The organism is Thioclava nitratireducens (assembly GCF_001940525.2).
Lineage (GTDB): Bacteria > Pseudomonadota > Alphaproteobacteria > Rhodobacterales > Rhodobacteraceae > Thioclava > Thioclava nitratireducens.
The window spans coordinates 1-25,966 of sequence record NZ_CP019437.1; the positions used below are offsets into that span (position 1 = coordinate 1).

Below are 25,966 nucleotides of genomic sequence, written 5' to 3' on the forward strand. Positions count from 1 at the left end.
GCGCAGCCCCCTCAGATTCGTTTCGGGGAATCTCACGTCAAGCGCAAAGGTCGGTTGCCTGCTGGCTCGCCAGCTTGCTAGCTTCTACCTGCGATTCACGTCGCCTTGGGGGACATGACGCATTTATCTGGCCGTCGGGGGCAAATAAGTCTGCCACGACAAATGAAAAAGCCTGTTGGCGACCAGCGAAATGCGATTCCGATTCTCGAGGGGGTCCAACTCCTCACTTTCGGCAACTCTGCCTGAAACCGGGTTTCAATCCCGGCAGGTAGGTCGTGTCTGTTTGTAATCGAGGCCGAGCTGCCAGCCGGGCTTGCCGCAATCCCAAGGGACGAAGACGCAACTTATTTGTGTTTGGCGATGGGCGGAAAAATGACGGACGAAACTTGGGGGCAGGTCTGCAATGAGCTTCAAAAAGCTGTTGGGCAAAACAACTACACGACCTGGATCGCTCCGCTCGAGCTGATCGACCTCGAGGACGGCATCGCCTCATTCCAAGCACCGACGAAATTCATGTGCGACTGGGTCTCGCGCAACTTTGCGGAACCGATCCTGAGCGAACTGCGTCGGGCGGGCATCTCTGCAGAGCGCGTCGACATCTCGGTCCCGGCCCGTCGTCCGATGAACGGCACGGCGAATGGCGCGACCCGCCCTGCGGTTCCGGCCCCTGCCCCGGCTCCCGCTGCAGCCGCCAAGCTCCGCAGGACCCCGCGTCCCGACGAGCCGCTTCCCGGCGCGCCGCTAGATTCGCGCTTCACCTTCGACAGCTTCGTCGTCGGCAAGCCGAACGAACTGGCCCATGCCGCCGCCAAGCGCGTTGCCGAAGGCGGCCCGGTCACGTTCAACCCGCTGTTCCTCTATGGCGGCGTCGGGCTTGGTAAGACCCACCTGATGCATGCGATCGCGCATGACCTGCAGCATCAGCGTCCGGATCTGCGCGTGCTCTACCTGTCGGCCGAGCAGTTCATGTATCGCTTCGTGCAGGCGCTGCGCGAAAAGCAGATCATGGACTTCAAGGAGATGTTCCGCTCGATCGACGTTCTGATGGTCGACGATGTGCAGTTCATCGCCGGGAAAGATTCCACGCAGGAAGAGTTCTTCCACACGTTCAACGCGCTCGTGGATCAGGGCAAACAGATCGTCATTTCGGCGGATCGTGCCCCGGGCGAGATCAAGGACCTCGAAGAGCGCATCAAGTCGCGCCTGTCCTGCGGTCTCGTCGTCGACCTGCACCCGACCGATTACGAACTGCGCCTCGGTATTCTTCAGACCAAGACCGAAGCCTACAAGGTTCAGTATCCCGACCTGCAGATCGCCCCCGGCGTTCTGGAATTCGTGGCACACCGGATCACCTCGAACGTGCGTATCCTCGAAGGCGCGCTGACCCGCCTCTTCGCCTATGCCTCGCTGATCGGGCGCGAGATCACGATGGATCTGGCGCAGGAATGCCTCAAGGACCAGCTGCGTCAGTCCGAGCGCAAGGTCACCGTCGAAGAAATCCAGCGCAAGGTGGCGGAGCATTACAACGTCCGTCTCTCCGATCTCGTGGGGCCCAAGCGCCTGCGCGCCATCGCTCGTCCGCGCCAGGTGGCGATGTTCCTCGCGAAATCGCTGACCACCCGCTCGCTTCCCGATATCGGGCGCCGCTTCGGCGGGCGCGATCACACCACGATCATGCACGGCATCCGCAAGATCGAGGAACTGCGCGGCACGGATTCGCAGCTCGCCGAAGATATCGAGTTGCTCCGCCGCCTCCTTGAAAGCTGATCTGGCCCGCTGGGCTTGACGCTCCGGACAAAGCGACCGAATGTCTGCGAAAACCGTTGTGCCGGTGGTGCGAGGTGCTACCTTGCCAGCCCCGGAAAGTCGTGAGGGATCGACATGAAATTCAGCATCGAACGCGCCGCGCTGCTCAAGGCCGTCTCGCAAGCGCAATCCGTTGTGGAACGCCGCAACACGATCCCGATCCTTGCTAACGTGCTGATCGAAGCCGAAGGCGACACTGTCCAGTTCCGCGCGACCGACCTCGATATCGAGGTGGTCGACAAGGCGCCCGCGCAGGTCGAACAGGCCGGGGCCACGACGGTCTCGGCGGTCATGCTGCATGAAATCGTGCGCAAGCTACCCGATGGCGCGCTGGTCTCGATCTCGGACGACCCGGCCGCCGGGCGTCTGAACGTGCAGGCCGGTCGGTCGAGCTTCAACCTCGCCACGCTGCCGAAGGAAGACTTCCCGGTGATGGCTTCTTCGGAATACACGGCGAATTTCACGGCCAAGGCCGGGGTGCTCAAGCGCCTGTTCGACAAGTCGAAATTCGCGATCTCGACTGAAGAGACCCGCTATTACCTCAACGGCGTCTACATGCATATCGCGACCGGCGAAGACGGTCAGGTGCTGCGCTGCGTCGCCACCGACGGTCACCGTCTGGCGCGTATCGATTCCGGCCTGCCCGAAGGCGCCTCGGGTATGCCCGGCGTGATCGTGCCCCGCAAAACGGTGAACGAGCTGCGCAAGCTGCTGGAGGACGACAATCAGGAAATCGCGGTCTCGGTCTCGGAAACCAAGGTCCGTTTCGCGACCCCGGTGATCACGCTGACCTCGAAGGTCATCGACGGCACCTTCCCCGATTACACCCGCGTCATCCCGACCGGGAACACCCGCCAGTTGGAAGTCGACGCATCGGAATTCGCAAAAGCGGTGGACCGTGTGGCGACCGTCTCGTCGGAGCGGTCGCGCGCGGTGAAACTGGCTCTGGAAGCCGACAAGCTGGTACTTTCGGTCAACGCACCCGATGCCGGTGCCGCGGAAGAAGAGCTGGTCGTGGCCTATGCCGACGAGCCGCTGGAGATCGGTTTCAACGCGAAATACCTGCTCGAGATCGCGAGCCAGGTCGATCGCGAAAATGCCGTCTTCCTGTTCAACTCCTCGGGCGATCCGACCCTGATGCGCGAAGGTGGCGACACTTCGGCGGTCTATGTGGTCATGCCGATGCGCGTGTGAGGCCTGACGGAAGCCTCCGGCGGGGATATTTCCATCGAGAAGAAGAGGCGCGATGCTGCGTGAACTGAAGATATTGCAGTTCCGCTCGCATCGTCGTGCCGAAATCGCTTTCGACGGGCGGCCCGTGGCAATCTACGGGCCCAACGGCGCGGGCAAGACGAATATCCTCGAGGCGGTGTCGCTGCTCTCACCCGGGCGTGGGCTGCGCCGGGCGCAGGCCGACGAGTTGATGCGCCGCGCCGAAGCCGTTGGCTGGAAGCTGCGCGCCGTCACCGACACCCATGAGATCGAGACCTCCGCCCTGCCCGGCGAGTCCCGCCGGGTCGAGATCGATGGCAAAGCCGCGCCGCAGGTGGCACTGGCGCAGATTCTGCGGGTGCTGTGGCTGGTGCCCTCGATGGACCGGCTCTGGATCGAAGGGGCCGAAGGGCGCAGGCGGTTTCTCGACCGGATGGTGATGAGCTTCACCCCCGCCCATGCCGAGGTCACGCTGGCCTATGAAAAGGCGATGCGCGAGCGGAACCGCTTGCTCAAGGACATGGTCCGCGATCCGAACTGGTATCACGCGCTGGAGGCGCAGATGGCCGAAGCTGGCGCTGCGATCCGGGCGAACCGGGCCGAAGCCCTCACGCGGATCATGCAGGCGCAGGCGGATGCGGCGACGGCGTTTCCAGCAGCGCATCTGGTCCTCGAGAACGAAGGCCCCGGGGATCTGGCCGCAGCCCTCGACGCCAATCGCCCGCGCGACATGTCAGCGGGCCGCACGCTGGAGGGGCCGCACCGGGCCGATCTTCTCGCCACATATGTCGAGAAAGATGCCCCCGCCGCGCAATGCTCTACCGGGGAGCAGAAGGCGCTGCTGATCTCGCTGATCCTCGCCAATGCGCGGGCGCTTGCGGGCGAGGATGTGGTGCTTTTGCTCGACGAGGTCGCCGCCCATCTGGACTCCGGCCGGCGCGCGGCGCTTTATGACGAAATCTGCGCGATGGGCGCGCAGGTGTTGATGACCGGCACGGGAGCTGAGCTGTTCGACGCGCTCGGGGACCGGGGACAATATCTCGAAGTGGTCGAGGGGCCGCAGGGCTCTGAGGTGAGGGAGGCTATGCCGTGAGCTATCCGCAGCAACGTGTGACGCTGATCACGCTGGGCGTGGCCGATCTCGACCAGTCGAAGCGCTTCTACGCAGCGCTCGGCTGGCAGCCCCATGCCGAGCAGGAGGACGTCGCCTTCTACCAGTTGCACGGGATGGCGCTGAGCCTGTTCTCCTTGCCGGCGCTGGCCGCCGATCAGGGCCTTACCCGCGCAAGGCTGGGCACAGGTGCGATGACGCTGGCGCAGAACTTCGACAGCCCCGAAGACGTGGATGCCGCTTTTGCTGCCGCCCTCAAGGCAGGCGCAACCGAATTGAAAGCCCCCGAGAAGACTTTCTGGGGCGGCTATGCGGGCTATTACGCCGATCCCGACCACCATGTCTGGGAACTTGCCCATAATCCCTTCTGGCCGCTGGCCGACGACGGAAGCCTTACCCTCCCATGACCCTCACCTTATCGCAGATCGCGCTCTACACCGGCGCGCTTCTGGTTCTCTTCCTCACCCCCGGGCCGGTCTGGCTCGCCCTTCTCGCTCGCGCGATGGCCGGCGGGTTCGCCTCTGCATGGCCGCTCGCGCTTGGCGTGACGGTGGGCGACATGGTCTGGCCCGCACTCGCAATCTTGGGCGTATCGTGGCTGGTCGGCGAATTCAGCTGGTTCCTCGATGCGCTGCGCTGGGTGGCGGTCGCGATGTTCGTGGGGATGGGGGCGCTCCTGATCCGCCATGCCGAACATCAGATCAGCTCCGACAGCCGCCTGACGCGCCCGGGCATGTGGGCGGGCTTCGTCGCCGGGCTCATCGTGATCATCGGCAATCCCAAGGCGATCCTGTTCTACATGGGCATCCTGCCGGGCTTCTTTCCGATCGCCACGATGACCTGGATCGACATCGCCACGGTCAGTCTGATCTCGGCCATCGTACCGCTGACCGGCAACCTTATCCTCGCCGCCTTCGTGGGCCGCATCCGCGCCTTTGTACAAAGCCGCGGCAAGCTCGCAAAGCTCAACCGGATCGCGGGTGGGCTGATGATCCTCGTCGGCCTTCTTATCGCCGTGACGTGACCCCCTAAATCTTGTGTCTGACGCGTGACATTCCCGGGCCCAGCCGATATAAAACCGGCAACAGATAAAGGACGGGCAGGCATGACCGACGACACCCCGAAGAAGAACGCATACGGCGCCGATTCCATCAAGGTTCTCAAGGGCTTGGAGGCCGTTAGGAAACGGCCCGGCATGTATATCGGCGATACCGATGACGGCTCGGGCCTGCACCACATGGTTTACGAGGTCGTCGATAACGGCATCGACGAAGCCTTGGCGGGTCACGCCGACTACGTCGCCGTGAAAATTCACGCGGATTCTTCGGTCTCCGTGCGTGATAATGGGCGCGGGATTCCCGTCGACATTCACGCCGAAGAAGGCGTCTCCGCGGCCGAGGTCATCATGACCCAGCTGCACGCCGGCGGGAAATTCAACAACACCGACGACGACGGCAACGCCTACAAGGTGTCGGGCGGTCTGCACGGGGTTGGCGTCTCGGTGGTGAACGCGCTGTCGGACTGGCTGGAACTGACGGTTTGGCGCGACGGCAAGATCCACAAGGCGCGCTTCGAGCATGGCGAATGCGTCGAGCATGTGCATGTCGTGGGCGAGGCACCGAACGAGAGCGGCACCGAGGTGCGCTTCCTCGCGTCGAGCAAGGAAGACGATCCCGAGGGCACCTTCTCGAACCGTGAATTCGTCTTCGCCACGCTGGAAAAGCGTCTGCGCGAACTGGCCTTCCTGAACTCCGGCGTCCGTATCATCATCGAAGACGAGCGCCCCGCGGAGCCGCTCAAGACCGAGCTGCACTATGAAGGCGGCGTTCGGGAATTTGTGAAATATCTGGATCGCTCGAAAAACGCCGTGATGGAGGACCCGATCTACATGGTCGGCGAGGTGCGCGGCATCGGCGTCGAATGCGCGATGTGGTGGAACGACAGCTACCACGAAACCGTTCTGCCCTTCACCAACAACATTCCGCAGCGTGACGGCGGCACCCATATGGCGGGCCTGCGCGGGGCGCTGACCCGCACGATCACGAAATACGCGCAGGAAAGCGGCATCGCCAAGCGCGAGAAGGTCGACTTCACCGGCGACGACGCGCGCGAAGGTCTGACCTGCGTGCTATCGGTGAAAGTGCCCGATCCTAAATTCTCCAGCCAGACCAAGGACAAGCTGGTCTCCTCCGAGGTCCGTCCGGCGGTCGAGAACCTCGTGAACGAGAAGCTCGCCGAATGGTTCGAGGAAAACCCGAACGAGGCCAAGCAGATCGTCGGCAAGATTATCGAGGCTGCGTTGGCCCGGGAAGCTGCTCGCAAGGCACGCGAACTCACGCGCCGCAAGACGGTGATGGATGTGGCCTCCCTGCCCGGCAAGCTCGCCGACTGTCAGGAGAAGGATCCGTCGCTCTCCGAAGTCTTCCTCGTCGAGGGTGACTCCGCGGGCGGTTCAGCCAAGCAGGGCCGCGAGCGCAAGAACCAGGCGGTGCTGCCGCTGCGCGGTAAGATTCTCAACGTCGAGCGCGCGCGCTTCGACCGGATGCTCAGCTCGGATCAGATCGGCACGCTGATCACCGCGCTCGGCACCGGAATCGGTCGTGACGAATTCAACATCGACAAGCTGCGCTACCACAAGATCGTCATCATGACGGATGCGGATGTCGATGGTGCGCACATCCGAACGCTTCTGCTGACCTTCTTCTTTCGCCAGATGCCCGAGATCATCGAGCACGGCTACCTCTACATCGCGCAGCCGCCGCTTTACAAAGTCGCGCGCGGCAAATCCGAGGTCTACCTAAAGGATCAGACCGCGCTGGAGGATTACCTGATCGATATGGGCGTCGAAGGGGCGATTCTGCGGCTCAACACCGGCGAGGAGATCAGCGGTCAGGATCTCAAGCGCGTCGTGGAAGAGGCCCGCCTGATCAAGCGGATCCTCGCAACCTTCCCGACCCATTACCCGCATCACATCCTCGAACAGGCCGCGATCGCGGGCGCTATGGTGCCGGGCAAGATCGACGGAGACGCGCAGGGCGTCGCGAACTCGGTGGCCGAGCGCCTCGACCTCGTCGCTTTGGAATACGAGCGCGGCTGGCAGGGCCGTCCGACGCAGGATCACGGCATCCGCCTCGCCCGCGTTCTGCGCGGCGTGGAAGAGGTCCGCACGCTCGACGGTGCCGTGCTGCGCTCGGGCGAAGCGCGCCGTCTCGGCAGCCAGACCGAGCAGCTGCAAGAGGTCTACGACCGCCCGGCGAAGCTGGTGCGCAAAGAGCGCGAAATCCTGATCCACGGCCCGCTCGAACTGCTCGACGCGATCTTGAACGAGGGTGAAAAGGGCCTGAGCCTGCAGCGCTACAAGGGTTTGGGCGAAATGAACCCCGAGCAGCTGTGGGAAACCACACTCGACCCCTCCGCGCGGACCCTGCTTCAGGTGCGAGTCGAGGACGTGGCCGAGGCCGAGGACATCTTCTCGAAGCTGATGGGCGACGTCGTGGAACCCCGCCGCGAGTTCATCCAACAGAACGCCCTGGCGGTGGAGAACCTCGATTTCTGATGGGTTGTAGGTTTGCGCAAAGCTTTGCATTCTACTCAAAGGTTTGCGTGATTTGCGCATAAGTTTGCGCTACGGAAAAGTAGTTGGGATTCGCTGCTCGGAAATTTTTTGATTTTCTGACCGTGTCGCGTACGTTTTTCCGCTCTCGGCGGCTGTCACATCCTGGCAGGCGCTCGCAATCACGACCTCTTGCCGATCTGGGTGCCGGCGCAGTTCGCCCATCCCATCATTGCCGCTACCTCACTCAATCGGCGCGAACTGGCGATACGCACGTAGCACTGCGGATGGGCCTCCCCACACCATAAGCTGCAGGCCCGACGAGTTGCCGCGTGGCATACCTCGCTGACATCGGGGGCTCGCTTACGCCGGATAGATACGATGCGTAGGCATTGACTTTGTCCGGTGACCTGCCCCCCTTGGGGCCCTCGTTCATAACGAGAGTCTGCAGGTTTGAGATTGGTAGTCGGATCGGTTGTTGTGGGCAAGCGCGCCGGGCGCGGAGCCCTCAAATTGCTCAAGCGTCCGGCGCGCTTCGAGCGGCGTCTGGTTTCCCAGAGACGAGTGCGGTCTGACGGCGTTGTAGTCGTAGCGCCAGAGCGCCAACTTGCGCCGGGCATCGTCCAGTGTGTCGAAGATCTCCTCGTTTAATAATTCGTCGCGCAGGCTTCCGTTGAAGGACTCGATGAACGCGTTCTGCTGCGGCTTGCCGGGGTCGATGTAGTGCCAGGGAATGGCGTTCTGGTCGGCCCATCTCAGGATGGCCCGGCTGGTGAACTCCGTCCCGTTGTCGCTGACAATGCAAGCAGGCTTTCCGTAGATCCGCACCAGCGCATCGAGTTCACGGGCAACACGCTTGCCCGATATACTGGTATCGGCGACCAGGCACAGGTTCTCTCTGCAACAATCGTCGATCACGGCCAAAATACGGAACTTGCGCGAGGCGCCGAAGCTGTCCGCCAGGAAGTCGAGCGACCAGCGCGCATTGGGATGCGCCGCCGCAGGCATCGGCGTGCGTGACCCGCGAGCCCGCTTGCGTCCACGCCGTCGCTTCACCGATAGCCCTTCCTCGCGATAGAGCCGATACAGCTTCTTGTGGTTCATGGTCATGCCCTTGCGCTCAAGCAGGATGCCGATCCGGCGATAGCCAAACCGGCGCCGCTTCCCGGCGATCTCCTTCATCTCCTCGCGGATCTCGGGGCAGTCCGGCGGGCGTGTGCGCCGGACCGTCTTGGGGTCGACACCGACAAGCTGGCAGGCCCGACGCTGCGAGATGTCATGATCCCGCATCGCCCTGAGCGCCGCCTCTCGCCGCCTGGTCAATGTCGTCAGTTCTTTCCCAGCAGATCCTTCAGAACCACGTTGTCGAGCATGGTGTCGGCCAACAGACGTTTGAGCTTGGCGTTTTCGTCTTCGAGCGCCTTCAGCCTGGCTGCCTCGGAGAGCTCCATGCCACCATACTTGGCCTTGAACTTGTAAAAGGTCGCCGGGCTGAGGCCATGCCTGCGGCACACATCAGCTGTCGGCATGCCTGCCTCCTGCTCCTTGATCATCCCAATAATCTGCGCCTCGGTGAAACGGCTTTTTCGCATTCGTCTGCTCCTTCAGAGTTGGCGCAGACTCTACACTACGTTGAGGGATCCCGCGGGGGGCAGGTCACTGACGTCGAATAAAAGCTTTGTCCCGCACACCGGTCCTTCAGTCTGATGAAACGCTGCGCGATGCACGAACGACCGCTTCGGTGAAATCGCGCTGCGGCGCGGGACCTCTGGCTTGAATGTCCGCTTTGGGCCGTTCACTGCGCCCAAGCAGGAAGGGCGGGAAGCATGCGTAAATGGGCGGACCCTGCTCTAAGGTCGAGCTCCCGATAAGATCTCAGCATTGCCGTGAGAATAGGGAGACGGTCCAGTCTCCGGGGATCAGATCAGGAGTGAGGCGGGTGGCATATGTCATCCACGCGCGTGGTCTCGCAACTTTCAAGATTCCGCATCGCTTTGGCCTGATCCGCCGCAACATAAGGATATCCACCTTCCGAACGACTGCGTAACTCATGCTTTCGGTAACGAAAAGTTCGACATCTCCGGAAGGGCGAGGGCGACCGCGCACGCGGCAAAATATGCAGGGGGCGGATGCTCCATCATGAGAAAAGAGCTCTCCGCGCCACCGGTTACGACGAATGTCAGGGCGCCGAAGGGCGCCCCGGACCTGATCAGTCGCGCAGAACGTCGGTCATCGCCACCAGCATGACATGGGCCGAGGCCGCGCCGGGGTCCATATGTCCGACGGAGCGCTGCCCAAGCTTTGCCGAGCGGCCGCGGCGGCTTTCGATTTCAGCGGTGTAATCACGCCCGCTTTTCGCGCCGGCGCATGCGGCTTCGAGGCAGGCGATCACGTCGCCGCCGGAATGCAGCGTCTCGCGCGCTTTCGCCATCGCGGGCACCCATGCGTCGATCATCGTCTTGTCGCCGACCTGTGCGCCGCCGCGGGACTGAATGCCCGCGCACATCCCCTCGATCCACGCGACCATCGCGCCGGCATCGAGATTGAGCCGATCGGACACCGCCTCACCCGCCTTGCGGAAGGCGCTCGCATAGAGCGGGCCCGACGAAGCTCCGACCGCGTCCAGAAACGCCTTCGCCATGCGCGAGCAGGTCTCGGTAACGGTTTCATCTGCGGGATCGCTCAAGGCCTTGCGCACCGCGGTCCAACCGATGTCCATCGTCACGCCGTGATCGCCATCCCCGATGACCCCGTCGAGCTCTGACAGCCAGTCGCGGTTCGCGTGGATCGCGTCTGCAATCGCCAGCATCATCTGGCGAAAATGCTCGGGCGTGACCGGGCCGCCGGTGGCGAGGGCGGAGCGCTCTACCCCGCTCTTGCCGGAGGCGGGGGCATGGGTGCGGCGGGTGCGCTTTCCAGCCGGCGCAAGGCTTCCCGCGACCGTGAGCGCAGGCGTGCGGCACGGCATGTCGAGCAGCGTCTTGAGGTCGGCGTCCAGCTTGAGCAGCGTGACCGAGGCTCCCGCCATTTCCAGAGAAGTGCAGTATTCCCCGACCCAGCTGTGGTGGATCTTCACGCCGCGCTCGCCAAGAATCCGCGCGATCCGGCGGTGTAGGATGTAAAGCTCCAGCTGCCCGGTCGCGCCCAGACCGTTGACCAGCACCGCGACCTCGTCACCCTGGCCCAATTCCATGTCGGTCAGGATGGCGTCCATCAGCTCGTCGCTGACCGCGTCGGCGCTTTCGAGGTTACCACGGCGCATGCCCGGTTCGCCATGGATGCCCATACCGATTTCCATCTCCTCCGGGCCGAGCTCGAAATTCGGCTTGCCGGTCTGGGGCAAGGAGCATGCGCTCAGCGCGACGCCCATCGAGCGGCAATTGTCATTGGCATGCTGTGCTGCGGCATAGCAGCCTTCGAGGTCGCGACCGGCCTCGGCCGCAGCGCCAGCAATCTTGAAAACGAAGAAATCCCCGGCGATACCGCGTCTTTCTTTCTCCCGGCCCTTGGGCGCAGAGGCCACGTCATCGGTGACCTGAACCGAGCGGGCGGGAATCCCCATCGCTTCGCATTCCTCGGCTGCCATGTCGAAATTCATCACGTCGCCAGTGTAATTCCCATAAAGGAACATCACTCCCGCGCCCCCCTCGACCGCGCGCGCGGCATCGAGGATATGCTCGGGTGAAGGCGAGGCAAAGACGTTGCCGACCGCCGCCGCGTCCGCCAAGCCGCGCCCGACATAGCCCGCGAAGGCCGGTTCGTGCCCCGAGCCGCCGCCGATGATGATGCCCACCTTGCCGTCGCGCGGGCCGTCCTTGGCTACGATCGCGCGGCGGGTGGCGCCCTCGACGGTCAGCAGGTCGGGATGGGCGGAGAGCATCCCCTCGATCGCCTCGGGTATGATGTCCTCGGGCGCGTTCATCAGTTTCTTGGTGCGAATATCGTCAGTCATCTCAGCGGCCCTTTGTAAAAGTTTTTGCGGCTGCGGTGGTTTGTTCGATCCACGGCTGCTCCTTGGCGATCGCCTCCTCGAGGCCATCGCTCTCCAGCATAAGCCAATGTTCGAGGATCACGCTCATGTCGGCAGGGCAATGCGCCAGCTGGTCGAGAGTCCACGTGATCGGCGCGCGGCCGGTGCCCAAGGGCACGCCATGAATGCGGAAGCCCACACCGTAGGGATCGGGCGTGATCTCGTAATCCTTCAGGTGCAGGTTAATCGTCCAGGGGGCCAAGAGGCTGATCGTCTCTTCCGGCCACTCGTTCGCGCAGATCGAATTCGCCACGTCGAGACAGACCCCGAGGTGATCGTCACCGACCGCCTCCAGCAGATCAACCATTCGCGGGCTGGGGTAGTTGAAGTGGTTCTCGATCGCGATTTTCATGCCCGCGGCGCGCGCACGATCGACCCGCGGGCGCAACTGCTCGGCCAGCTCGGGCACCGGCATATGGCTGTCCTCGGCATCGAGGGCGACACGCATGATCTTCGTATGAAGGCGCTTGCCGATTTCGATATAGCGGTCGACTTCATCGGCATCGAAACATTGCGTCCCAAGCTCGAGTTGCAGGCCCTTTTGTTGGGCAATTTCATAGAGCTTGTGATGATCGTCCGCAGTGTAACGATCCAGCGGCATGTTGTCCGCATATTGCACGACCTCAAGTCCGAGCGCTTCCGCGCGATCCAGAAGGTCGAATGCCGTCAAAGGCTTAGAGGGGATCTGATCCTTGATCCCGATGGACCACCGATAGGCGTAACTGCCCAAACCCAGTTTCATGATGTCCTCCCGTAGTCATGCTCCGCACACGACCTCCTCAGTGTGGCGCGCAGAGCTTCCCCAACAGGAGTAGCGGGGAAATCACCGCTCGGACATCAAAACCGGCCCAGAAGTTGTGAAGAAATACTAACAACGCGTTTAAGTTTTCTTTCTTTTTTTGGCGGGCTTCCCGCGGCAGTGTTCGTCCCAAGACGCGGCCGATGGAGGATCGCCGCAGAGGAGGAACCATGTCAGAACTTACCGCAAATTTGCGGTCGAACGTCTCGTTGGCGCGCCGCGCCTGGGGCATCCGTCGCAAAGCTCTACAGATGGGCGAAGTCCAGGGTCAGGGCTATGTCGGTCAGGCGCTTGGTGTGGCTGACGTTCTGGCGACCTCTTATTTCCACGCATTGAACCTGCGCGCTGACGATCCCGAATGGGAAGGGCGTGACCGTTTCCTGCTGTCGATCGGCCACTATGCGATCGCGCTTTATGCCGCGCTGATCGAGGCGGGCGTCCTGCCCGAAGACGAGATCGGCACCTACGGGATGGACGACTCGCGGATGCCGATGTCGGGCATGGCCTCTTACACGCCGGGGATGGAGATCACCGGCGGAAGCCTCGGGCATGGGCTGGGCATCGCGGTCGGCATGGCCCTCGGGCTGAAGGCGAAGGGGGGCGATCAGTTCGTCTACAACCTGATGTCCGATGGCGAACTGGGCGAGGGCTCGACCTGGGAGGCTGTGATGTCGGCCACCCAGCACCGCCTGAGCAACCTGATCTGCATTGTGGATTTCAACAACCAGCAGGCTGACGGTCCGACCCGCGATGCGCTCGCCGTCGGGGCCGAGGCACCGAAATGGGAGGCCTTTGGCTGGCACGCGCAGGAAGTCGACGGCAACGACCTCGATGCGCTGGTCGCAGCCTTTGACGGAGCCCGCAACTGCCCCGACGCAAAGCCCCGCGTGATCATCTGCAATACCAAGATGTGCAAGGGCGTGCCCTTCCTGGAAGAGCGCGAGATCACCCATTTCGTTCGCGTCGAGCCCGATGAGTGGACGCGCGCTCTGGATATTCTCGACGAAGAGGTGCCCGCATGACCGCCGCAGCCCGCGCCCGCAAATACGAACCCCGCCGCGTACCCGAAACGAAGGTCGCGACAAGCGCGATGATCGCTTCGCTGGCCGCCGAGGGCTACGACACTGTTGCCGCCCCCTTCGGGCATGCGCTGGTCGAGGCCGCGAAGGATGACGCCCGCATCGTGGGGCTGACTGCGGATCTGGCGAAATATACCGATCTGCATGTCTTCGCGCAGGCCTATCCCGACCGTTTTTACCAGATGGGCATGGCCGAGCAGTTGTTGATGTCCGCGGCTGCCGGGATGGCGCATGAGGGGTTCATTCCCTTCGCGACGACCTATTCGGTCTTCGCCTCGCGCCGGGCCTATGACTTCATCTGCATGGCGATCGCGGAGGAGAACCTGCCGGTCAAGATCGTCTGCGGTCTGCCGGGCCTGACCACGGGTTACGGGCCCAGCCATCAGGCGACGGAGGATCTCGCGATCTTCCGCGGGCTGCCGAACCTGACAATTCTCGATCCCTGTGACGCGACTGACGTAACGCAGATGGTGCCTGCGATGATCGCCCATGATGGGCCGGTCTATGCCCGGCTTCTGCGGGGCAAGGTTCCTGAGGTGATTACCCGCTATCGGCCCAGCTACCAGTTCGAGCTGGGCCGCGCGCAAATGATCCGCGAGGGGCGCGACGTTCTGGTGGTCTCCTCGGGGATCATGACCATGCGCGCACTCGACGCGGCGGAGTTGCTGGCCAAGGACGGCATCGACGTCGCCGTCCTGCACTGCCCGACGATCAAGCCACTCGATACCGAGACCATCCTCGCCGAGGCAGGCAAGGGCCGACTTCTCGTCACCGCCGAGAACCACTCCGAAGTCGGCGGCCTGGGCGAAGCGGTTGCCCGCTCGCTCCTGCGCGCAGGGGTGACGCCGGCTTTCCGCCAGATCGCACTGCCCGACGAATTTCTCGAAGCGGGCGCGTTGCCCACGCTTCATGACCTCTATGGCCTGAGCACCGCGAAGGTCGCCCAACAGATCCGCGGCTGGCTGTGACCGGCCCGACACTTGGAAAGGACGACAATGGGACTTCTTGACGGAAAATACGCCATCATCACCGGGGCGGCGAGCCCCCGTGGACTTGGCAAGGCAACGGCGCGCCTGTTCGCAGAGCACGGCGCGACCGTCGCGATCCTCGATCTCGACGAGGCGCTGGCGGCCGCCGCCGCCGCCGATCTGCCCGGCGAGGGGCATGTCGGTCTCGCGTGCAACGTGATCGACAAGGATGCCTGCCAGACGGCGGCTGATACTCTGATCGAGAAATGGGGCGCGGTGGACATCCTCGTGAACAACGCGGGCATCACCCAGCCGCTCAAGCTCATGGACATCATGCCGGAGAATTACGACGCGGTGACCGATGTAAGCCTGCGTGGCACGCTGTACATGACGCAGGCGCTGACGCCGCATTTCCGCGAACGCAAGACCGGTTCGATCGTGAACCTGTCCTCGGTTTCCGCGCAGCGCGGCGGTGGCATCTTCGGTGGCCCGCACTATTCGGCCGCGAAGGCGGGCGTGCTGGGGCTGACCAAGGCCGCGGCGCGCGAACTGGCCCCCGACGGGGTGCGCGTGAACGCGCTCTGCCCGGGGTTCATTGCCACCGACATCACCGCAGGCAAGCTGACTGAAGAGATGCGCACGCTGGTGCTCGCAGGGATCCCCATGGGACGCGCTGGCACGGCAGAGGATGTCGCGGGCTGCGCGCTGTTCCTCGCCTCTGACCTTTCGGCCTACTGCACCGGAACCGAAGTCGACGTGAATGGCGGCTCGCTGATTCACTAAGTCGAAGGAAAACGCCTGTTCGCGGTTGTGCCTGACCGCAAGGCAACTAATGTCCGGCCCGCATTGAGGTGGGCCGGATGAAGCCGGGACCAAATCCGGCAGGGCGGCGAGGAGGCCGTCCGAACCAATCGGGAGAGAGACCAATGAAATCTATGTTGACCATCGCACTTCTCGGCGCGACGGCCCTTGCAGGGGCCTCGGAGGCGCAGGCTGACGAGGTGATCTTCGCGCACGGTGCGAACCCCGGAAACCCGCGCTACATCGCGGCGGAAAAATGGGCCGACATCTTCACCCAATGCACCAACGGCAAGGACACGGTGAACGTCGCGGCCTCGGCCACCATGGGCGACGATTCCGAAATGCTGACCTCGACCGCGGCGGGCGTGATCCAGGTCACGGCGAATAGCCAGGGTCCGATGGCGCAGATCGTGCCGCAGATCGGCCTGCTGGGCCTGCCCTTCCTGTTCAAGGATCTGCCGACCGCGTGGAAGGTGCTCGACGGGCCGGTGGGCGACTCGCTGGATGCGGATGCGCAGAAAGCCGGGCTCAAGATTCTGGGCTTCTGGGATAACGGCATTCGCAACATCACCACCGTCAACAAGTTCGTCAAAGAGCCGGCCGACCTGAAGGGACTGAAGATCCGCACCCCGCCGGACCAGATGACGATCGACATCTTCGACGCACTTGGCGCATCGCCCGCGCCGCTGGCGTGGTCTGAATTGCCCTCGGCGCTGCAGTCGGGCGTGTTCGACGGTCAGGAAAACCCGCTGACCAACATTAACTCGGCCAACCTGCAGGAGATCACCCCCTATATCACCATGACCGGGCATAAGTACGAAAGCACCCCGGTCGTGGCGAGCCTGTCCTGGTGGCAAGGGCTCGATCAGGCGACGCAGGATTGCGCGCTCAAGGCGACCTCGGAAGCGGGCAAGATGGAGCGCGACATGTCGCTCAAGGCCGACAAGGAGCTGATGCCGAAGATGAAGAAGGACGGCGCCAAGTTCGCCGAGGCGGACCGCGCGGCCTATATCGAGGCAACCAAGTCGGTTTATGACAAATACGCCAAGGACTATCCCGATACGGTCGCCAAGCTCAAAGAGGCGGCGGGTCTGAAATGAAAGGGACCGACCGCAGCGACGCAGCGGGATCAGCTGAAGGGGAGGGGCGTGCGCGCCCCTTCCTGCGCCTCGCGCAGGGCGTCATCGACCTGCTGGAATGGTCGGGAAAGCTCATCGCCGCAGGCACGCTTTCGGTGCTGTTCGTGGCACTTCTGACCAATGTGATCCTGCGTTACGGGGCCGGCAAGGGCATCCCGTGGGCCTATGAAATTCACGCGATCTTGCTGCCGTGGCTCGTCGCGGGTGGCATCGTCATCGCCACAGCGCGTTCGCGCAACATCGCGATCACTTTGTTGCCGGAGCTGGGCGGAGCCAGGGTTCGGCGCGCATTCATGCTGTTTGTCGAAGCCGCGATCATTGTGATCTCGATTTCGGTCCTCTGGTCCAGCCAGCCGATCCTGCGCGCCTCGACCTTCCAGACGCTGTCGACCCTCGGGGTCAAGGCGATCTGGGGCTATTCCAGCATGGTCTATTCATTCGGAGCGATGGCCATCATCGCCGCGCTCGACATCGTGTTGCTGCTGGGGGGCAAGTCCGTGATGGATGACGATCCCGCCCATGCAAGCCTGAGCTGAGGAGACCCGCAATGGCCGGTGTCATGATCTTCGTCTTCTTCGTGCTGCTCGCGCTTGCCGTGCCGGTGGCACATGCGATGCTGGGCGGCGTCGCCGCCGCGCTGTGGCTCGATCACAAACCGCTGGCGGTGATCGTGCAGCGTCTCTACACGCCCACCCAAAGCTTTCCGATGCTCGCGGTGCCGTTCTTCATCCTTGCCGGCAACCTGATGATGGCGGGGCGGTTCGGCACCTATCTGGTGAATATCGCCCGCCTCGTCGTGGGGAACTTCAAGGGCGGTCTGGGACAGGTCTCGATCCTTGGATCGGTGATGTTCGGAGGGGTCTCCGGTTCGGCCGTAGCCGATGCGACCGCGATGGGCAACGCGCTTATCCCGGTGCAGAAAGCCGAAGGCTATCCGGGCGGTTTCTCGGGGGCGATCAACTCTGCCTCCTCGACCGTCTCGGTCCTGATCCCGCCGTCGATCCCGCTCATTCTGTATGGGCTGGTCTCGGGAACCTCGATCATCAACCTCTTCGTCGCGGGCATCCTGCCCGGGGTGATGCTGGGCGTGGGCATGTTCATCGCCGTCGCAATCGTGGCGCGCCGCCGCAATCTGCCGCGCTCGCCGCTGGAAGGAGGCTTCGCCGCTTTCCGCAGCCAGATCTTCAGCGCGATCCCGGCCCTGCTCATGCCCGTCTTCGTGATCGGCACCCTGCGCTTCGGCGTGGCGACCCCCACCGAGGTCAGCGTGATGGCCGTCGCCTATGCCCTTTTGGTCAGCGGTGTCATCTATCGTGACCTCAATCCCAAATCCCTGTGGGAGGCGGTGGTCGACACGGCGATGATGACCGGCGCGGTCATGTTCATCATCATGGCGTCCTCCACGATCCAGTGGCTGCTGACCGCAGAGCGCGTGCCGCAAGAGCTCGCCGCATGGGTGGCTGCGACCATTCAGGAGCGCTGGCTGGTGATCCTCGCGCTGAACGTGGTGATGTTGATCGTGGGCGCGTTCCTCGATCTACCGGCGGCGGTATTGCTGCTCGGGCCGCTTTTCGTGACGATCGGGCATACGATCGGTCTCGATCCGGTGCAGCTTGGCCTGATGATGGTCGTGAACCTGTCGATCGGTCTTTACACGCCACCGGTCGGAACCACGCTGTTCATCTCCGCCGCGATCGCACGGGTCGGCGTGATGGAGGTAGTGCGCTCGCTGGCGCCCTTCTACCTCGTGGCGATCCTCGTGCTGGCGCTGATCTCCTACGTGCCGGCACTGACGATCTACTGACCCGATTGCAGTATCTGTATTTCTGCCTGTTGCGCGCGCCTTGGTGACCGGGCGCGCGCGTCTCATTCGGTCAGGTATTCCTCGCCGGGGAGCTGTCGGCCACGCTGCTCGCGGATGCGGCAGCCAAAGCTGGTGATCAGCGCCGCAGCGCGCGCATCATGGGCGGCGCCTTCCTCCCGCATCCAGTCCGAGAAGATCCGCACGATCCGGCGACTGGTATGGCGCGCCGGAGAGACGAGCCAGTAGGCGGGAAAGCGGATCGCTTCGAAGGCGGTCGAGAGCGGGACAAGAGCGCCGCGCTCCAGCTCGTTGAGAGCGAGCGTCGTGCTTTCCAGAACGACCCCTGCCCCGTCAGTCGCCAGCTGAATCGCCATCGAAGAGCGATCAAATCGCATCGGGTAGATCATCCGCTCTCCCATGATGCCGTGCCGCGCCAGCCAGAAATCCCAGCGGTAATGCGTTTTCACAGAGTCGATCAGTCGCGCCTGCCGCAACTGCCCGATCGGGTCGCCGGAGAGCTCGCGTAACTCCTCCAGATAGCCCGGCGAGCACATCGGCAGCACGAGGTCATGGACCACCGGTTCCTCGTTCAGGCCCGTCCAGCCGCCTTCGCCGTAGCGCAGGTCCAGATCGACCACCTCCGTCTCGAAGTCGGAGAAGTCGGGCGCGGCATCGATCCGCATATCCCAATTCGGCGCCAGTTCGAGAAACGACTTGAGCCGCGGAGACAGCCAGCGTACCGCAAAAGAGGGCGACACCCGCAGGATGAAATGGCGCGTCTCGCGCTGGCGCTGGATCGCGGAGCGGACGTCGCGCATCATTCGGAACGCCTGCGTCGTCGTCTGGAACAGCCGCTCGCCATCCAGCGTCAGCGACAATCGCCGCTTCTCCCGTTTGAACAGGCGAACACCCATCTGCTGCTCGAACTGGCGGATCTGCTGACTGACGGCAGAGGGCGACACGCCGAGCTCCTCGGCTGCCTTCGAGATACCGCCCAGCCGGGCGACGGCCTCGAAGTGGTTCATCGCGTTGAGATTGATGTCTTTGAGCATGTCCTGTGCCTTGGAAATACGACCGTGCCGGATGGGATTGCGCGCAAGTCCTGTGGCGAAAGCCGTCACAGGCGCTGCCCGGCATCGTGGCAAGTCTTTCCACAATCTTTAATGGCAGATGCAAACCCTGTGAAGCGCCGCTTTAATTCACTGCACCTCCCCGATGGCGCAATGAGCCCGCCGTCGTGACAAAGGGCGGAAACCGAGGCGCCCTACCCGCTTTTCGCCACCTGAAGCACGGCCCCCGTGGCCTCGATCTGCGCGCGGGCTGCCTCAGACGGATCGGCATCGGTGATGACCGCTGCGAATTCCGAGAAGTCTGCCAGAACATGCAGCGCCGTCCGATCGAATCGCAGATGGTTGATCAGGAGCACCGACTGCGCGGCGGCGTCCATCATGCCCCGTTTCGCGCGGGTGATATCGTCGTCCATGTGATAGGCGCGCCCGTCCCCCGCCGCCGGCGTCGAGATGAAGGCTAAATCGGCGCGCAGCGTCGCGAGCGCGCCTTCCGTGACCCGACCGATCCATGCGTTGTACTTCGCCGAGTAGCGTCCACCGAGAGCGATGACGGTCATTCCGGGCTCGGCTTTCAGCGCCTCCATCACCGCATCGTTGTTGGTGATCACCGTCAGCGGGCGTTTCTCTGGCAAAAGGCTTCCCAACACCGAGGCGGTCGAGCCATCGTTCACCATCACGGTCATCCCCGGCTCCACCCATTCGAGCGCGGCGCGAGCCATCCGCTCCTTGAGGTCGTGGCCCTGCAACTGGCGGAACCGGAAGTCGCTTTCGAATTGCGAGCCGGGCTCGATCGTGGCACCGCCCCGGATTTTGCGCAGCAGCCCTTCCGTTTCGAGATCGTCGAGGTCCCGGTGGATCGTCATTTTGGAGACGCCGAACCGTTCGGCCAACTCGTCGAGCTGCACAGCACCATCGCGCACCAGTGCGTCGAGGATGCTCTGCCTCCGGTCGTCTCTTTTCATCAGGGTCGTCCTTTGCGTGCGGTCAGCTCAGTAATGCGCGCGCAGTCCGTTCGTCGGTGATCAGCCCGGCCACCCTGCCAGAGCGCAGAACTGCCCGGATCGCCTCGACCTTGTCCGGCCCGCCCGCGATCGCGACGATATCCTCTTCGCGCTCGGGATCGTAGCCCACCGCGAGCGTTCGGGCGGAAAGCGTGGTTTCTACGACATTCCCGGAGGCATCGAAGAAATCGCCAAGCATCTCGCCCTGCGCGCCCGCCGCTGCAATCGCCTCGATCTCACCCGGTTCGATCATCCCCGACGAGACCAACTGCGCATCCGCCGTGGCGGTGCCGATACCGACGATCTTGAGCGTCGCGGACTGCGCCATGCGGAAGACCTCGTCGACGCCGCGTTGCGAGAGTAGCACCTCGCGGTCCTCGACCGTATTGGCGAAAAACGGCACCGGCATGACATAGGCGCGTGCGCCGGTCTTTTCGGCGATGCGATGCATCACGTCATGCGGGTTGGCCGCGAAGTTGCGGGTCAGCCCGCCCAGCAGGGACACGAAATGCAGACCCTTGGCATCGGTGCGCGGCAGTTGCCGGGTCACTTCGGCCAAGGTGCGGCCATGCCCCAGCCCAATAATCGAGTGCTCGCCCGCTTCGAACTGACGCTTGAGATAGGCCGCGCCTGCCAGCGCCAATGCGCGCAGGGGTAGCCCCTCTTCGCCGATATCCGGTGCGACTTCGCAAAGTTTGAGATCGTAGGTCTCGAACAGCCGCGTCTCCAGCTCGACGCATTCGACGATATCGCCCTCGATCGACACTTTCACCCGGCCCTCGGCAACCGCCTTGGCGATCAACCGGTGCGCCTTGACCGATGTCAGACCGAGCCGCTTGGCCACTTTGGCCTGAGTGAGCCCGCCCACGTAGTGCATCCACGCCGCGCGGATGGCGAGTGTTTCATCAGTGTCGTTCATGCTGTCCTTCGGATCGGGCCGCGCAAGATCGTTGCGCGACGTTATTGATAAGCTGCGGGCGAGACTCTGGGAAGCCCTGCCATGTTGCCCGGACCTCAGACCTTGAGGTCGGAGGCGCCGGTGTCGATATGCGGCGCCCAGAATGCCACGCTCTCGGCGATCTGCGGGATCACCGCGCGGTCGTTCGGCTCGCGTTCCTTGAAGGACAGCTCGAGGCAGATCTCATTGTCCGCAGCACCACCCTCGGCAAAGGCCTTGAGCAACGGCTCGGGCTGGATACGGCCGCGCGCGTTGAACTCTGCCGTGAAGGGGCGATGGCCGCCCTTGTCCATCAGGCTCTGCTTGATGTGGATGATCGGAGAGACCTTCGGCACCGCCCGCGCCCAGGCATAGGGGTCGAAATCGTCCGGCTTTTCTGAGGTCACGTCGCCATGATCGATATCGGCCATCATCCACATTGGAATCGCCATATTCGCCGCGGTCAAACGGTCCTGCAGCGCCATGCACTCGGAGATCGTCTCGCCGAATTCGCGCGCCACGCTCATCGGCTCCCAGAAGACATAGTCCAGCCCGGCGGCCTTGCCGTGCTCGGCCACCTCGGCCCAGCAGTCGATAGCGATCCTGATCATCTCTTCGCGCTTGGCCGGATCGTCCTGCTCGCGATAGGTCAGAATGGCGAATTGCGTGCCCACCGACGTGCCGCCGAGATCGGCGGTGATGTCCGCGAAAGTCTTGAACCAGTCGACATAGTAGCGCCGCACGTCGCGGTCGGGATGGCCGAAATGGTTCAGCCGCCCGTAAGGCCCCGTCATCCCCGAGGTCACCCGCACCCCGGTCCGAGACAGCGCCGCGCTCATCTGCCGGGTCAGGCGCCGGGTCACCGGCGCAGGCCAGGACGGGTTGATGAACTCATGCGTCAACTGCAGATCGCGGACCCTCAGATCGCGGGCGACGCAATCGATCAGATCATCCGGATCGGCGAAGCGGTTCACCAGCGGATTGGTGTTCAAAGACAGCGTCAGTCCCATCAGGCTGCCACCGCATGCGCCGTGTCGAACCATTCGGTGAAGGCTGCGATCTCGGCGCCGGACATGCTCAGCCGATGCTTGGTGCGTCGCCAGATAATATCTTCGGCCGTGGCCGCCCATTCGTTCTCGACCAGCCACGTCACCTCGGCCTCGTAGAGATGCCCGCCGAAATGACGCCCCAGACCCTCGGGGCCGTTGGCCGTTCCCACGATCCGATGTGTGAGCGTGCCGTAGCGGCGCCCGTAATATTCGCGCAAGCCCCGGGACATCCACGGATATTCTTCCTTCAGCGCCTCGCGGAACGCATCGAAATCGGCCCCCGGCATATCGCCGCCCGGCAGCGCCGCCTCTTCGGTCCAGTCGCCGCCCATCTTCGGGAAGACATGGCGAATTTCGCGCATGCCCCGTTCGGCCAGCTCGCGGAAGGTGGTGATCTTGCCGCCGAAGATGTTCAGCAGCGGCGCGCCCCCGGTCTCGTCGAGATCGAAGACATAGTCGCGGGTCACCGCGGACGGGTTGCCCTTGCCGTCGTCGAAGAGCGGCCGCACCCCCGAGAAGGTCTCGAGGATATCCCCGCGCCGCAGCTTCTCCTTGAAGTAGCGATTCACGCAGTCGAGCAGATAGGTGATCTCGCCGTCATCGATCGAGACATCCTCGGCCCGGCCTTCATAGGCGATATCTGTCGTCCCGATCAGCGCCTTGTCGCCCTCGTAAGCGTTTATGAAGATCACCCGCTTGTCGGTATTCTGCACGAGGTAGCTATGCGGCCCCTCCCAGAATTTCGGCACGATGATATGGCTGCCTTTGACCAGCCGGACGTTGCGCGTCGAATTGGCGCCTGCAACCCGGGTCAGCACGTCGGTCACCCAGGGCCCGGCGGCATTCACCAGGCATTTGGCGAGGAATTCGCGCTTTTCTCCGGTCAGGTTGTTCTGCGTCACCACCCGCCATTTGCCGTCCTCGCGCCGCGCGCTGATCGCGGGCGAGCGGGTCATCACGATGGCCCCGCGCTGCGCCGCATCGAGCGCATTGAGCGTCACGAGACGGGCATCGTCGACCCAGCAATCGGAATATTCGAAGCCGCGTGTGTACTTGTCGAGGAGCGGCGCCCCCTCGGGATCGCGAAGCAGATCGAGCGTGCGCGTCCCCGGCAGTTTCTTGCGCCCGCCGAGATGGTCGTAGAGGAACAGTCCCAACCGCACCAGCCAGGCCGGGCGATCCTGCGGCGAATGCGGCAGCACGAAGCGCAGCGGCCAGATGATATGCGGCGCGGCATTCATCAGCACCTCGCGTTCGATCAGCGCCTCGCGCACGAGCCGGAACTCGTAATATTCGAGATAGCGCAGCCCGCCATGCACCAGTTTGCCCGAGCGCGACGACGTGCCCTCGGCGAGGTCGTCCTTCTCGCACAGCGCCACCTTCAGGCCACGGCCCGCCGCGTCGCGCGCGAAGCCCGCGCCATTGATGCCGCCTCCGATGACGAAAAGATCCAGTTCCTGCGTGCTCATGTCACGATCCTCCTTGCGCAGTGCGCGGCGCATCGATTTCTGGGGTGGTCCGCCGGTCGCGATGATCTGCGAGCCGGTCCCAGACCGGTTCGAGCGCCTCGCGGGCTTCGGCATAGGCGGGGTAAAGGTCAGCATAGGTGGTCTGAAGCGCCGGGTCCGGCGCCTCGGCCTCGCCCAGAAGCGGCGTGACCCATTCGGCGACGCAGCTTTCCATATCCGGGTAGGCGCCAATCGCAACGGCGGCCATCATGGCGCAGCCAGCGGCCCCGGCCTCCTCGCGCGCCGACATCCGCACGGGGGCACCGACAGACGCGGCGAGAATTCCACGCAACGCGCCGGAGCGCGCAGCGCCGCCGGTCAGTCGCAACTCGCGCGGCAGCTCTCCCATCGCGCCGTAGCAATCGCGGGCGGCCATGCCGAGGCTTTCGACCACGGCGCGGATCATGTCCGGGAAACGATGACCTGCGGAGAGGCCGATAAATCCGGCGCGGGCATTCGCGTTGACCATCGGCCCGCGCTCGCCCGCTTCGGAGACATACGGTTGATAGAGCAGCGCGCCCGGTTCGGAGCGTGCCAGCCAGCCGTCGATCCGCGCCACCAGATCGGAGTAATCATGCGGATGGCCGGTCTCGCTCATCAGATCGGCTGCAACGCGCAGCGCCCAATCGATGTTCAGCGTGGCGGCCATGTTCGTCTGGACCTGAGTAACCATGCCCTCTGCGGGAAGGCAGATCACATAGCCAGAGCGCCCGTTCAGCGTGACGTCCTCGTCGCGCACCGCGCGCATATGCACCCCGGTCGAGCCGATAGTGGAACAGGCCGCGCCCGGCGTGCCGGTATGGACGCCCGCACCGAGCGCGGTCATCACCATGTCCACATAGCCAAGGCTAACCGGCGTGCCGGCGAGCAAGCCCGTCGCCTCGGCGGCGGCCGCGCTCAGCGGATGGGTGTCGCGGCTGCCATCGAGGATCGGCGGCAAAAGACCGCTGCGCCCACGCAGCTCCAGCGCCTCGATCACGAGGTCGGAATAGCTACGGGTGCGGAAATCGCCGAAAGTGAAGCTCGCCTCGGAGGGATCGGTCGCTCGGACGCCTGTGAGGTTCAGATAGAGCCAATCCTTGCAATGCAGCGCCACCTCGGCGCTGTCCAGAAGCTCGGGGCAATGGCGGTCCATATGCGCCATCTGCGCGCCCTGCTGGCAGGTGTTTAGCGCGGTGCCGGTGGCGCGGAAGCGGGCTGCGTCGCGGCCATGCCCGGCCAGCCTGCGGGTCGTCTCCGCCGCCCGCGCGTCGAGCCAGAGCCAGGCATCACCGACCGGGCGATTGCCCCGCCCCACGAGCCATGTGCCATCGCCCTGCGCGGTCACGGCAAGCGCGGCGGTGCGGCCCGCCAGCCCTTCGACACGCTCGCCAAGGCTGCGCAAGGCATTCGCGCAGTCGGTCCATGTCCGGTCCATATTCTGGGTAGCGGCCCCGCTCGGGCCACTGTCGTAGCGGTTCGGCACAGCCGCCGCCGCGATCTGTCGCCCTGACAGATCGAAGGCTACGGCCTTGATGACGGAGGTTCCCGCATCGATGCCGATAATGATGTCGCGATCAGCCATGCTGCACCGCTCCGGGACGCAGATGGCGAGCCACGCAAGGCGCTTGTGCCATGCGACCTCCTCCCTTGATTTGCGACCGCGGCCCCTCCAGCCAAAACGGTCTTCTCGGGGACAAATCTGCCCTCGGGACGCACCAAGCATACCCAAGCCCGATCACATGTCGAGTGTATTTTTTTTCTTTCTTTGTAATTTTTTTCAGTTATGGTGATCAACACGGACCGAAAGCCATCGCCCGCCGGACGGAGGAAAAGGCAGGCAAATCAGATGGTTTTCGGAAAGCGGCAGGCGAAACGCGCATCGGCACGATTCGTCTTGCAAAAGGGAGGATGGCGGCTTGCACCCATGTGGGCCGCGCCAGATCTCAGCCGCGACACGCACCTTGACGACGCCGCACCACGCGGCGTGCGACGGGTGCTCGTCACAAGCGCGCCGAGATCGAGCGGACCGGCGATTCTTCGCGCCGGGACAGCATCCCCCGAGACAGGATCAACAGGCCCCGCCGGGGCCCGAGGGGAGGAGCGACAGGCCATGAGCG

General features: G+C 63.7%; 21 protein-coding genes. 12 read left to right on the top strand and 9 right to left on the bottom strand.

All coding sequences use genetic code 11. The annotated features are described in order from the left end of the window. The first annotated feature begins 372 nt into the window (after positions 1-372). The 6 genes from dnaA (at position 373) to gyrB (ending at position 7,685) form a co-directional block, all read left to right on the top strand. Positions 373-1,767, top strand: a complete 1,395-nt coding sequence (dnaA, locus tag BMG03_RS00005) for a chromosomal replication initiator protein DnaA (protein WP_075776884.1) — start codon at positions 373-375, stop codon at positions 1,765-1,767. 114 nt (positions 1,768-1,881) lie between these two features. After that, positions 1,882-3,000 (top strand): DNA polymerase III subunit beta, encoded by a 1,119-nt coding sequence (gene dnaN, locus BMG03_RS00010; RefSeq protein WP_075776774.1) that lies wholly within the window; start codon positions 1,882-1,884, stop codon positions 2,998-3,000. Positions 3,001-3,052: 52 nt separating this feature from the next. Further along, entirely contained in the window at positions 3,053-4,111 is a 1,059-nt protein-coding gene (recF, locus tag BMG03_RS00015; protein WP_075776773.1) for a DNA replication/repair protein RecF, read from the top strand. Further along, positions 4,108-4,536, top strand: coding sequence for a VOC family protein (locus BMG03_RS00020; protein ID WP_075776772.1), 429 nt, complete (start codon positions 4,108-4,110; stop codon positions 4,534-4,536). Before recF ends, BMG03_RS00020 begins: the two co-directional genes overlap by 4 nt. Then, positions 4,533-5,153: a LysE family translocator gene (locus tag BMG03_RS00025; RefSeq protein ID WP_075776771.1), complete on the top strand. Its 621-nt coding sequence runs from the start codon at positions 4,533-4,535 to the stop codon at positions 5,151-5,153. Before BMG03_RS00020 ends, BMG03_RS00025 begins: the two co-directional genes overlap by 4 nt. Positions 5,154-5,234: 81 nt before the next feature. Then, on the top strand, positions 5,235-7,685 hold the full coding sequence (gyrB, locus tag BMG03_RS00030; RefSeq protein ID WP_075776770.1) for a DNA topoisomerase (ATP-hydrolyzing) subunit B: 2,451 nt from the start codon (positions 5,235-5,237) through the stop codon (positions 7,683-7,685). Positions 7,686-8,114: 429 nt separating this feature from the next. Here the strand turns inward: gyrB and BMG03_RS00035 are convergent. The 3 genes from BMG03_RS00035 to BMG03_RS00045 form a co-directional block, all read right to left on the bottom strand. Next, positions 8,115-9,274, bottom strand: a protein-coding gene (locus BMG03_RS00035) for an IS3 family transposase (protein ID WP_244270937.1) whose coding sequence is annotated in 2 segments (ribosomal slippage) — positions 8,115-9,025 and positions 9,025-9,274 — 1,161 coding nt in all. Because the reading frame shifts where the segments join, the coding sequence is not laid out codon by codon here. 617 nt (positions 9,275-9,891) lie between these two features. After that, a complete protein-coding gene (dhaL, locus tag BMG03_RS00040) occupies positions 9,892-11,634 on the bottom strand; it encodes a dihydroxyacetone kinase subunit DhaL (protein WP_075777512.1) in 1,743 nt (580 codons plus the stop codon). Between the two features lies 1 nt (position 11,635). Beyond that, positions 11,636-12,454, bottom strand: a complete 819-nt coding sequence (locus tag BMG03_RS00045; RefSeq protein ID WP_075777513.1) for a sugar phosphate isomerase/epimerase family protein — start codon at positions 12,452-12,454, stop codon at positions 11,636-11,638. Positions 12,455-12,681: 227 nt separating this feature from the next. Between BMG03_RS00045 and BMG03_RS00050 the strand changes: the two genes are divergently transcribed. The 6 genes from BMG03_RS00050 to BMG03_RS00075 all read left to right on the top strand — a co-directional run bounded on the left by BMG03_RS00050 (position 12,682) and on the right by BMG03_RS00075 (position 18,302). Further along, entirely contained in the window at positions 12,682-13,533 is an 852-nt protein-coding gene (locus BMG03_RS00050) for a transketolase (RefSeq protein ID WP_075777514.1), read from the top strand. Continuing rightward, on the top strand, positions 13,530-14,558 hold the full coding sequence (locus BMG03_RS00055; protein WP_075777515.1) for a transketolase family protein: 1,029 nt from the start codon (positions 13,530-13,532) through the stop codon (positions 14,556-14,558). Before BMG03_RS00050 ends, BMG03_RS00055 begins: the two co-directional genes overlap by 4 nt. 27 nt (positions 14,559-14,585) lie before the next feature. Further along, the gene (locus BMG03_RS00060) at positions 14,586-15,341 is read left to right on the top strand and encodes an SDR family NAD(P)-dependent oxidoreductase (protein ID WP_075777516.1); all 756 of its coding nucleotides are present in this window, start codon (positions 14,586-14,588) and stop codon (positions 15,339-15,341) included. Between the two features lie 143 nt (positions 15,342-15,484). Continuing rightward, the gene (locus tag BMG03_RS00065; RefSeq protein ID WP_075777517.1) at positions 15,485-16,459 is read left to right on the top strand and encodes a TRAP transporter substrate-binding protein; all 975 of its coding nucleotides are present in this window, start codon (positions 15,485-15,487) and stop codon (positions 16,457-16,459) included. Then, positions 16,456-17,034, top strand: a complete 579-nt coding sequence (locus tag BMG03_RS00070) for a TRAP transporter small permease (protein WP_075777518.1) — start codon at positions 16,456-16,458, stop codon at positions 17,032-17,034. Before BMG03_RS00065 ends, BMG03_RS00070 begins: the two co-directional genes overlap by 4 nt. Before the next feature lie 11 nt (positions 17,035-17,045). Beyond that, positions 17,046-18,302, top strand: coding sequence for a TRAP transporter large permease (locus BMG03_RS00075; RefSeq protein WP_075777519.1), 1,257 nt, complete (start codon positions 17,046-17,048; stop codon positions 18,300-18,302). Between the two features lie 62 nt (positions 18,303-18,364). Here BMG03_RS00075 and BMG03_RS00080 read toward each other — a convergent pair whose 3' ends face one another. From BMG03_RS00080 to BMG03_RS00105, 6 genes are all read right to left on the bottom strand, one after another. After that, entirely contained in the window at positions 18,365-19,354 is a 990-nt protein-coding gene (locus BMG03_RS00080; RefSeq protein WP_075777520.1) for a LysR family transcriptional regulator, read from the bottom strand. 212 nt (positions 19,355-19,566) lie between these two features. Then, a complete protein-coding gene (locus BMG03_RS00085; protein ID WP_075777521.1) occupies positions 19,567-20,334 on the bottom strand; it encodes a DeoR/GlpR family DNA-binding transcription regulator in 768 nt (255 codons plus the stop codon). 22 nt (positions 20,335-20,356) lie between these two features. Further along, positions 20,357-21,292 carry a sugar-binding transcriptional regulator gene (locus BMG03_RS00090; protein ID WP_075777522.1) on the bottom strand — a complete coding sequence of 312 codons (936 nt, stop codon included), beginning with the start codon at positions 21,290-21,292 and terminating at the stop codon, positions 20,357-20,359. A gap of 95 nt (positions 21,293-21,387) precedes the next feature. Next, positions 21,388-22,320, bottom strand: coding sequence for a sugar phosphate isomerase/epimerase family protein (locus BMG03_RS00095; protein WP_075777523.1), 933 nt, complete (start codon positions 22,318-22,320; stop codon positions 21,388-21,390). Beyond that, entirely contained in the window at positions 22,320-23,828 is a 1,509-nt protein-coding gene (locus BMG03_RS00100; RefSeq protein WP_075777524.1) for a glycerol-3-phosphate dehydrogenase, read from the bottom strand. The genes BMG03_RS00095 and BMG03_RS00100 overlap by 1 nt, the downstream gene beginning before the upstream one ends. Before the next feature lies 1 nt (position 23,829). Further along, the gene (locus tag BMG03_RS00105) at positions 23,830-25,431 is read right to left on the bottom strand and encodes an FGGY-family carbohydrate kinase (RefSeq protein WP_075777525.1); all 1,602 of its coding nucleotides are present in this window, start codon (positions 25,429-25,431) and stop codon (positions 23,830-23,832) included. Positions 25,432-25,966: the final 535 nt, after the last annotated feature.

What these genes read in the sequence shown, in the direction of transcription:
- BMG03_RS00055 (WP_075777515.1), top strand. Translation starts at nt 13,530, where the DNA reads ATGACCGCCGCAGCCCGCGCCCGCAAATACGAACCCCGCCGCGTACCC.
- BMG03_RS00080 (WP_075777520.1), bottom strand. Translation starts at nt 19,354, where the DNA reads ATGCTCAAAGACATCAATCTCAACGCGATGAACCACTTCGAGGCCGTC.
- recF (WP_075776773.1), top strand. Translation starts at nt 3,053, where the DNA reads ATGCTGCGTGAACTGAAGATATTGCAGTTCCGCTCGCATCGTCGTGCC.
- dnaA (WP_075776884.1), top strand. Translation starts at nt 373, where the DNA reads ATGACGGACGAAACTTGGGGGCAGGTCTGCAATGAGCTTCAAAAAGCT.
- BMG03_RS00090 (WP_075777522.1), bottom strand. Translation starts at nt 21,292, where the DNA reads ATGAACGACACTGATGAAACACTCGCCATCCGCGCGGCGTGGATGCAC.
- BMG03_RS00075 (WP_075777519.1), top strand. Translation starts at nt 17,046, where the DNA reads ATGGCCGGTGTCATGATCTTCGTCTTCTTCGTGCTGCTCGCGCTTGCC.
- BMG03_RS00085 (WP_075777521.1), bottom strand. Translation starts at nt 20,334, where the DNA reads ATGAAAAGAGACGACCGGAGGCAGAGCATCCTCGACGCACTGGTGCGC.
- BMG03_RS00070 (WP_075777518.1), top strand. Translation starts at nt 16,456, where the DNA reads ATGAAAGGGACCGACCGCAGCGACGCAGCGGGATCAGCTGAAGGGGAG.
- dnaN (WP_075776774.1), top strand. Translation starts at nt 1,882, where the DNA reads ATGAAATTCAGCATCGAACGCGCCGCGCTGCTCAAGGCCGTCTCGCAA.
- BMG03_RS00025 (WP_075776771.1), top strand. Translation starts at nt 4,533, where the DNA reads ATGACCCTCACCTTATCGCAGATCGCGCTCTACACCGGCGCGCTTCTG.
- dhaL (WP_075777512.1), bottom strand. Translation starts at nt 11,634, where the DNA reads ATGACTGACGATATTCGCACCAAGAAACTGATGAACGCGCCCGAGGAC.
- BMG03_RS00060 (WP_075777516.1), top strand. Translation starts at nt 14,586, where the DNA reads ATGGGACTTCTTGACGGAAAATACGCCATCATCACCGGGGCGGCGAGC.
- BMG03_RS00050 (WP_075777514.1), top strand. Translation starts at nt 12,682, where the DNA reads ATGTCAGAACTTACCGCAAATTTGCGGTCGAACGTCTCGTTGGCGCGC.
- BMG03_RS00065 (WP_075777517.1), top strand. Translation starts at nt 15,485, where the DNA reads ATGAAATCTATGTTGACCATCGCACTTCTCGGCGCGACGGCCCTTGCA.
- BMG03_RS00045 (WP_075777513.1), bottom strand. Translation starts at nt 12,454, where the DNA reads ATGAAACTGGGTTTGGGCAGTTACGCCTATCGGTGGTCCATCGGGATC.
- BMG03_RS00100 (WP_075777524.1), bottom strand. Translation starts at nt 23,828, where the DNA reads ATGAGCACGCAGGAACTGGATCTTTTCGTCATCGGAGGCGGCATCAAT.
- BMG03_RS00095 (WP_075777523.1), bottom strand. Translation starts at nt 22,320, where the DNA reads ATGGGACTGACGCTGTCTTTGAACACCAATCCGCTGGTGAACCGCTTC.
- BMG03_RS00105 (WP_075777525.1), bottom strand. Translation starts at nt 25,431, where the DNA reads ATGGCTGATCGCGACATCATTATCGGCATCGATGCGGGAACCTCCGTC.
- gyrB (WP_075776770.1), top strand. Translation starts at nt 5,235, where the DNA reads ATGACCGACGACACCCCGAAGAAGAACGCATACGGCGCCGATTCCATC.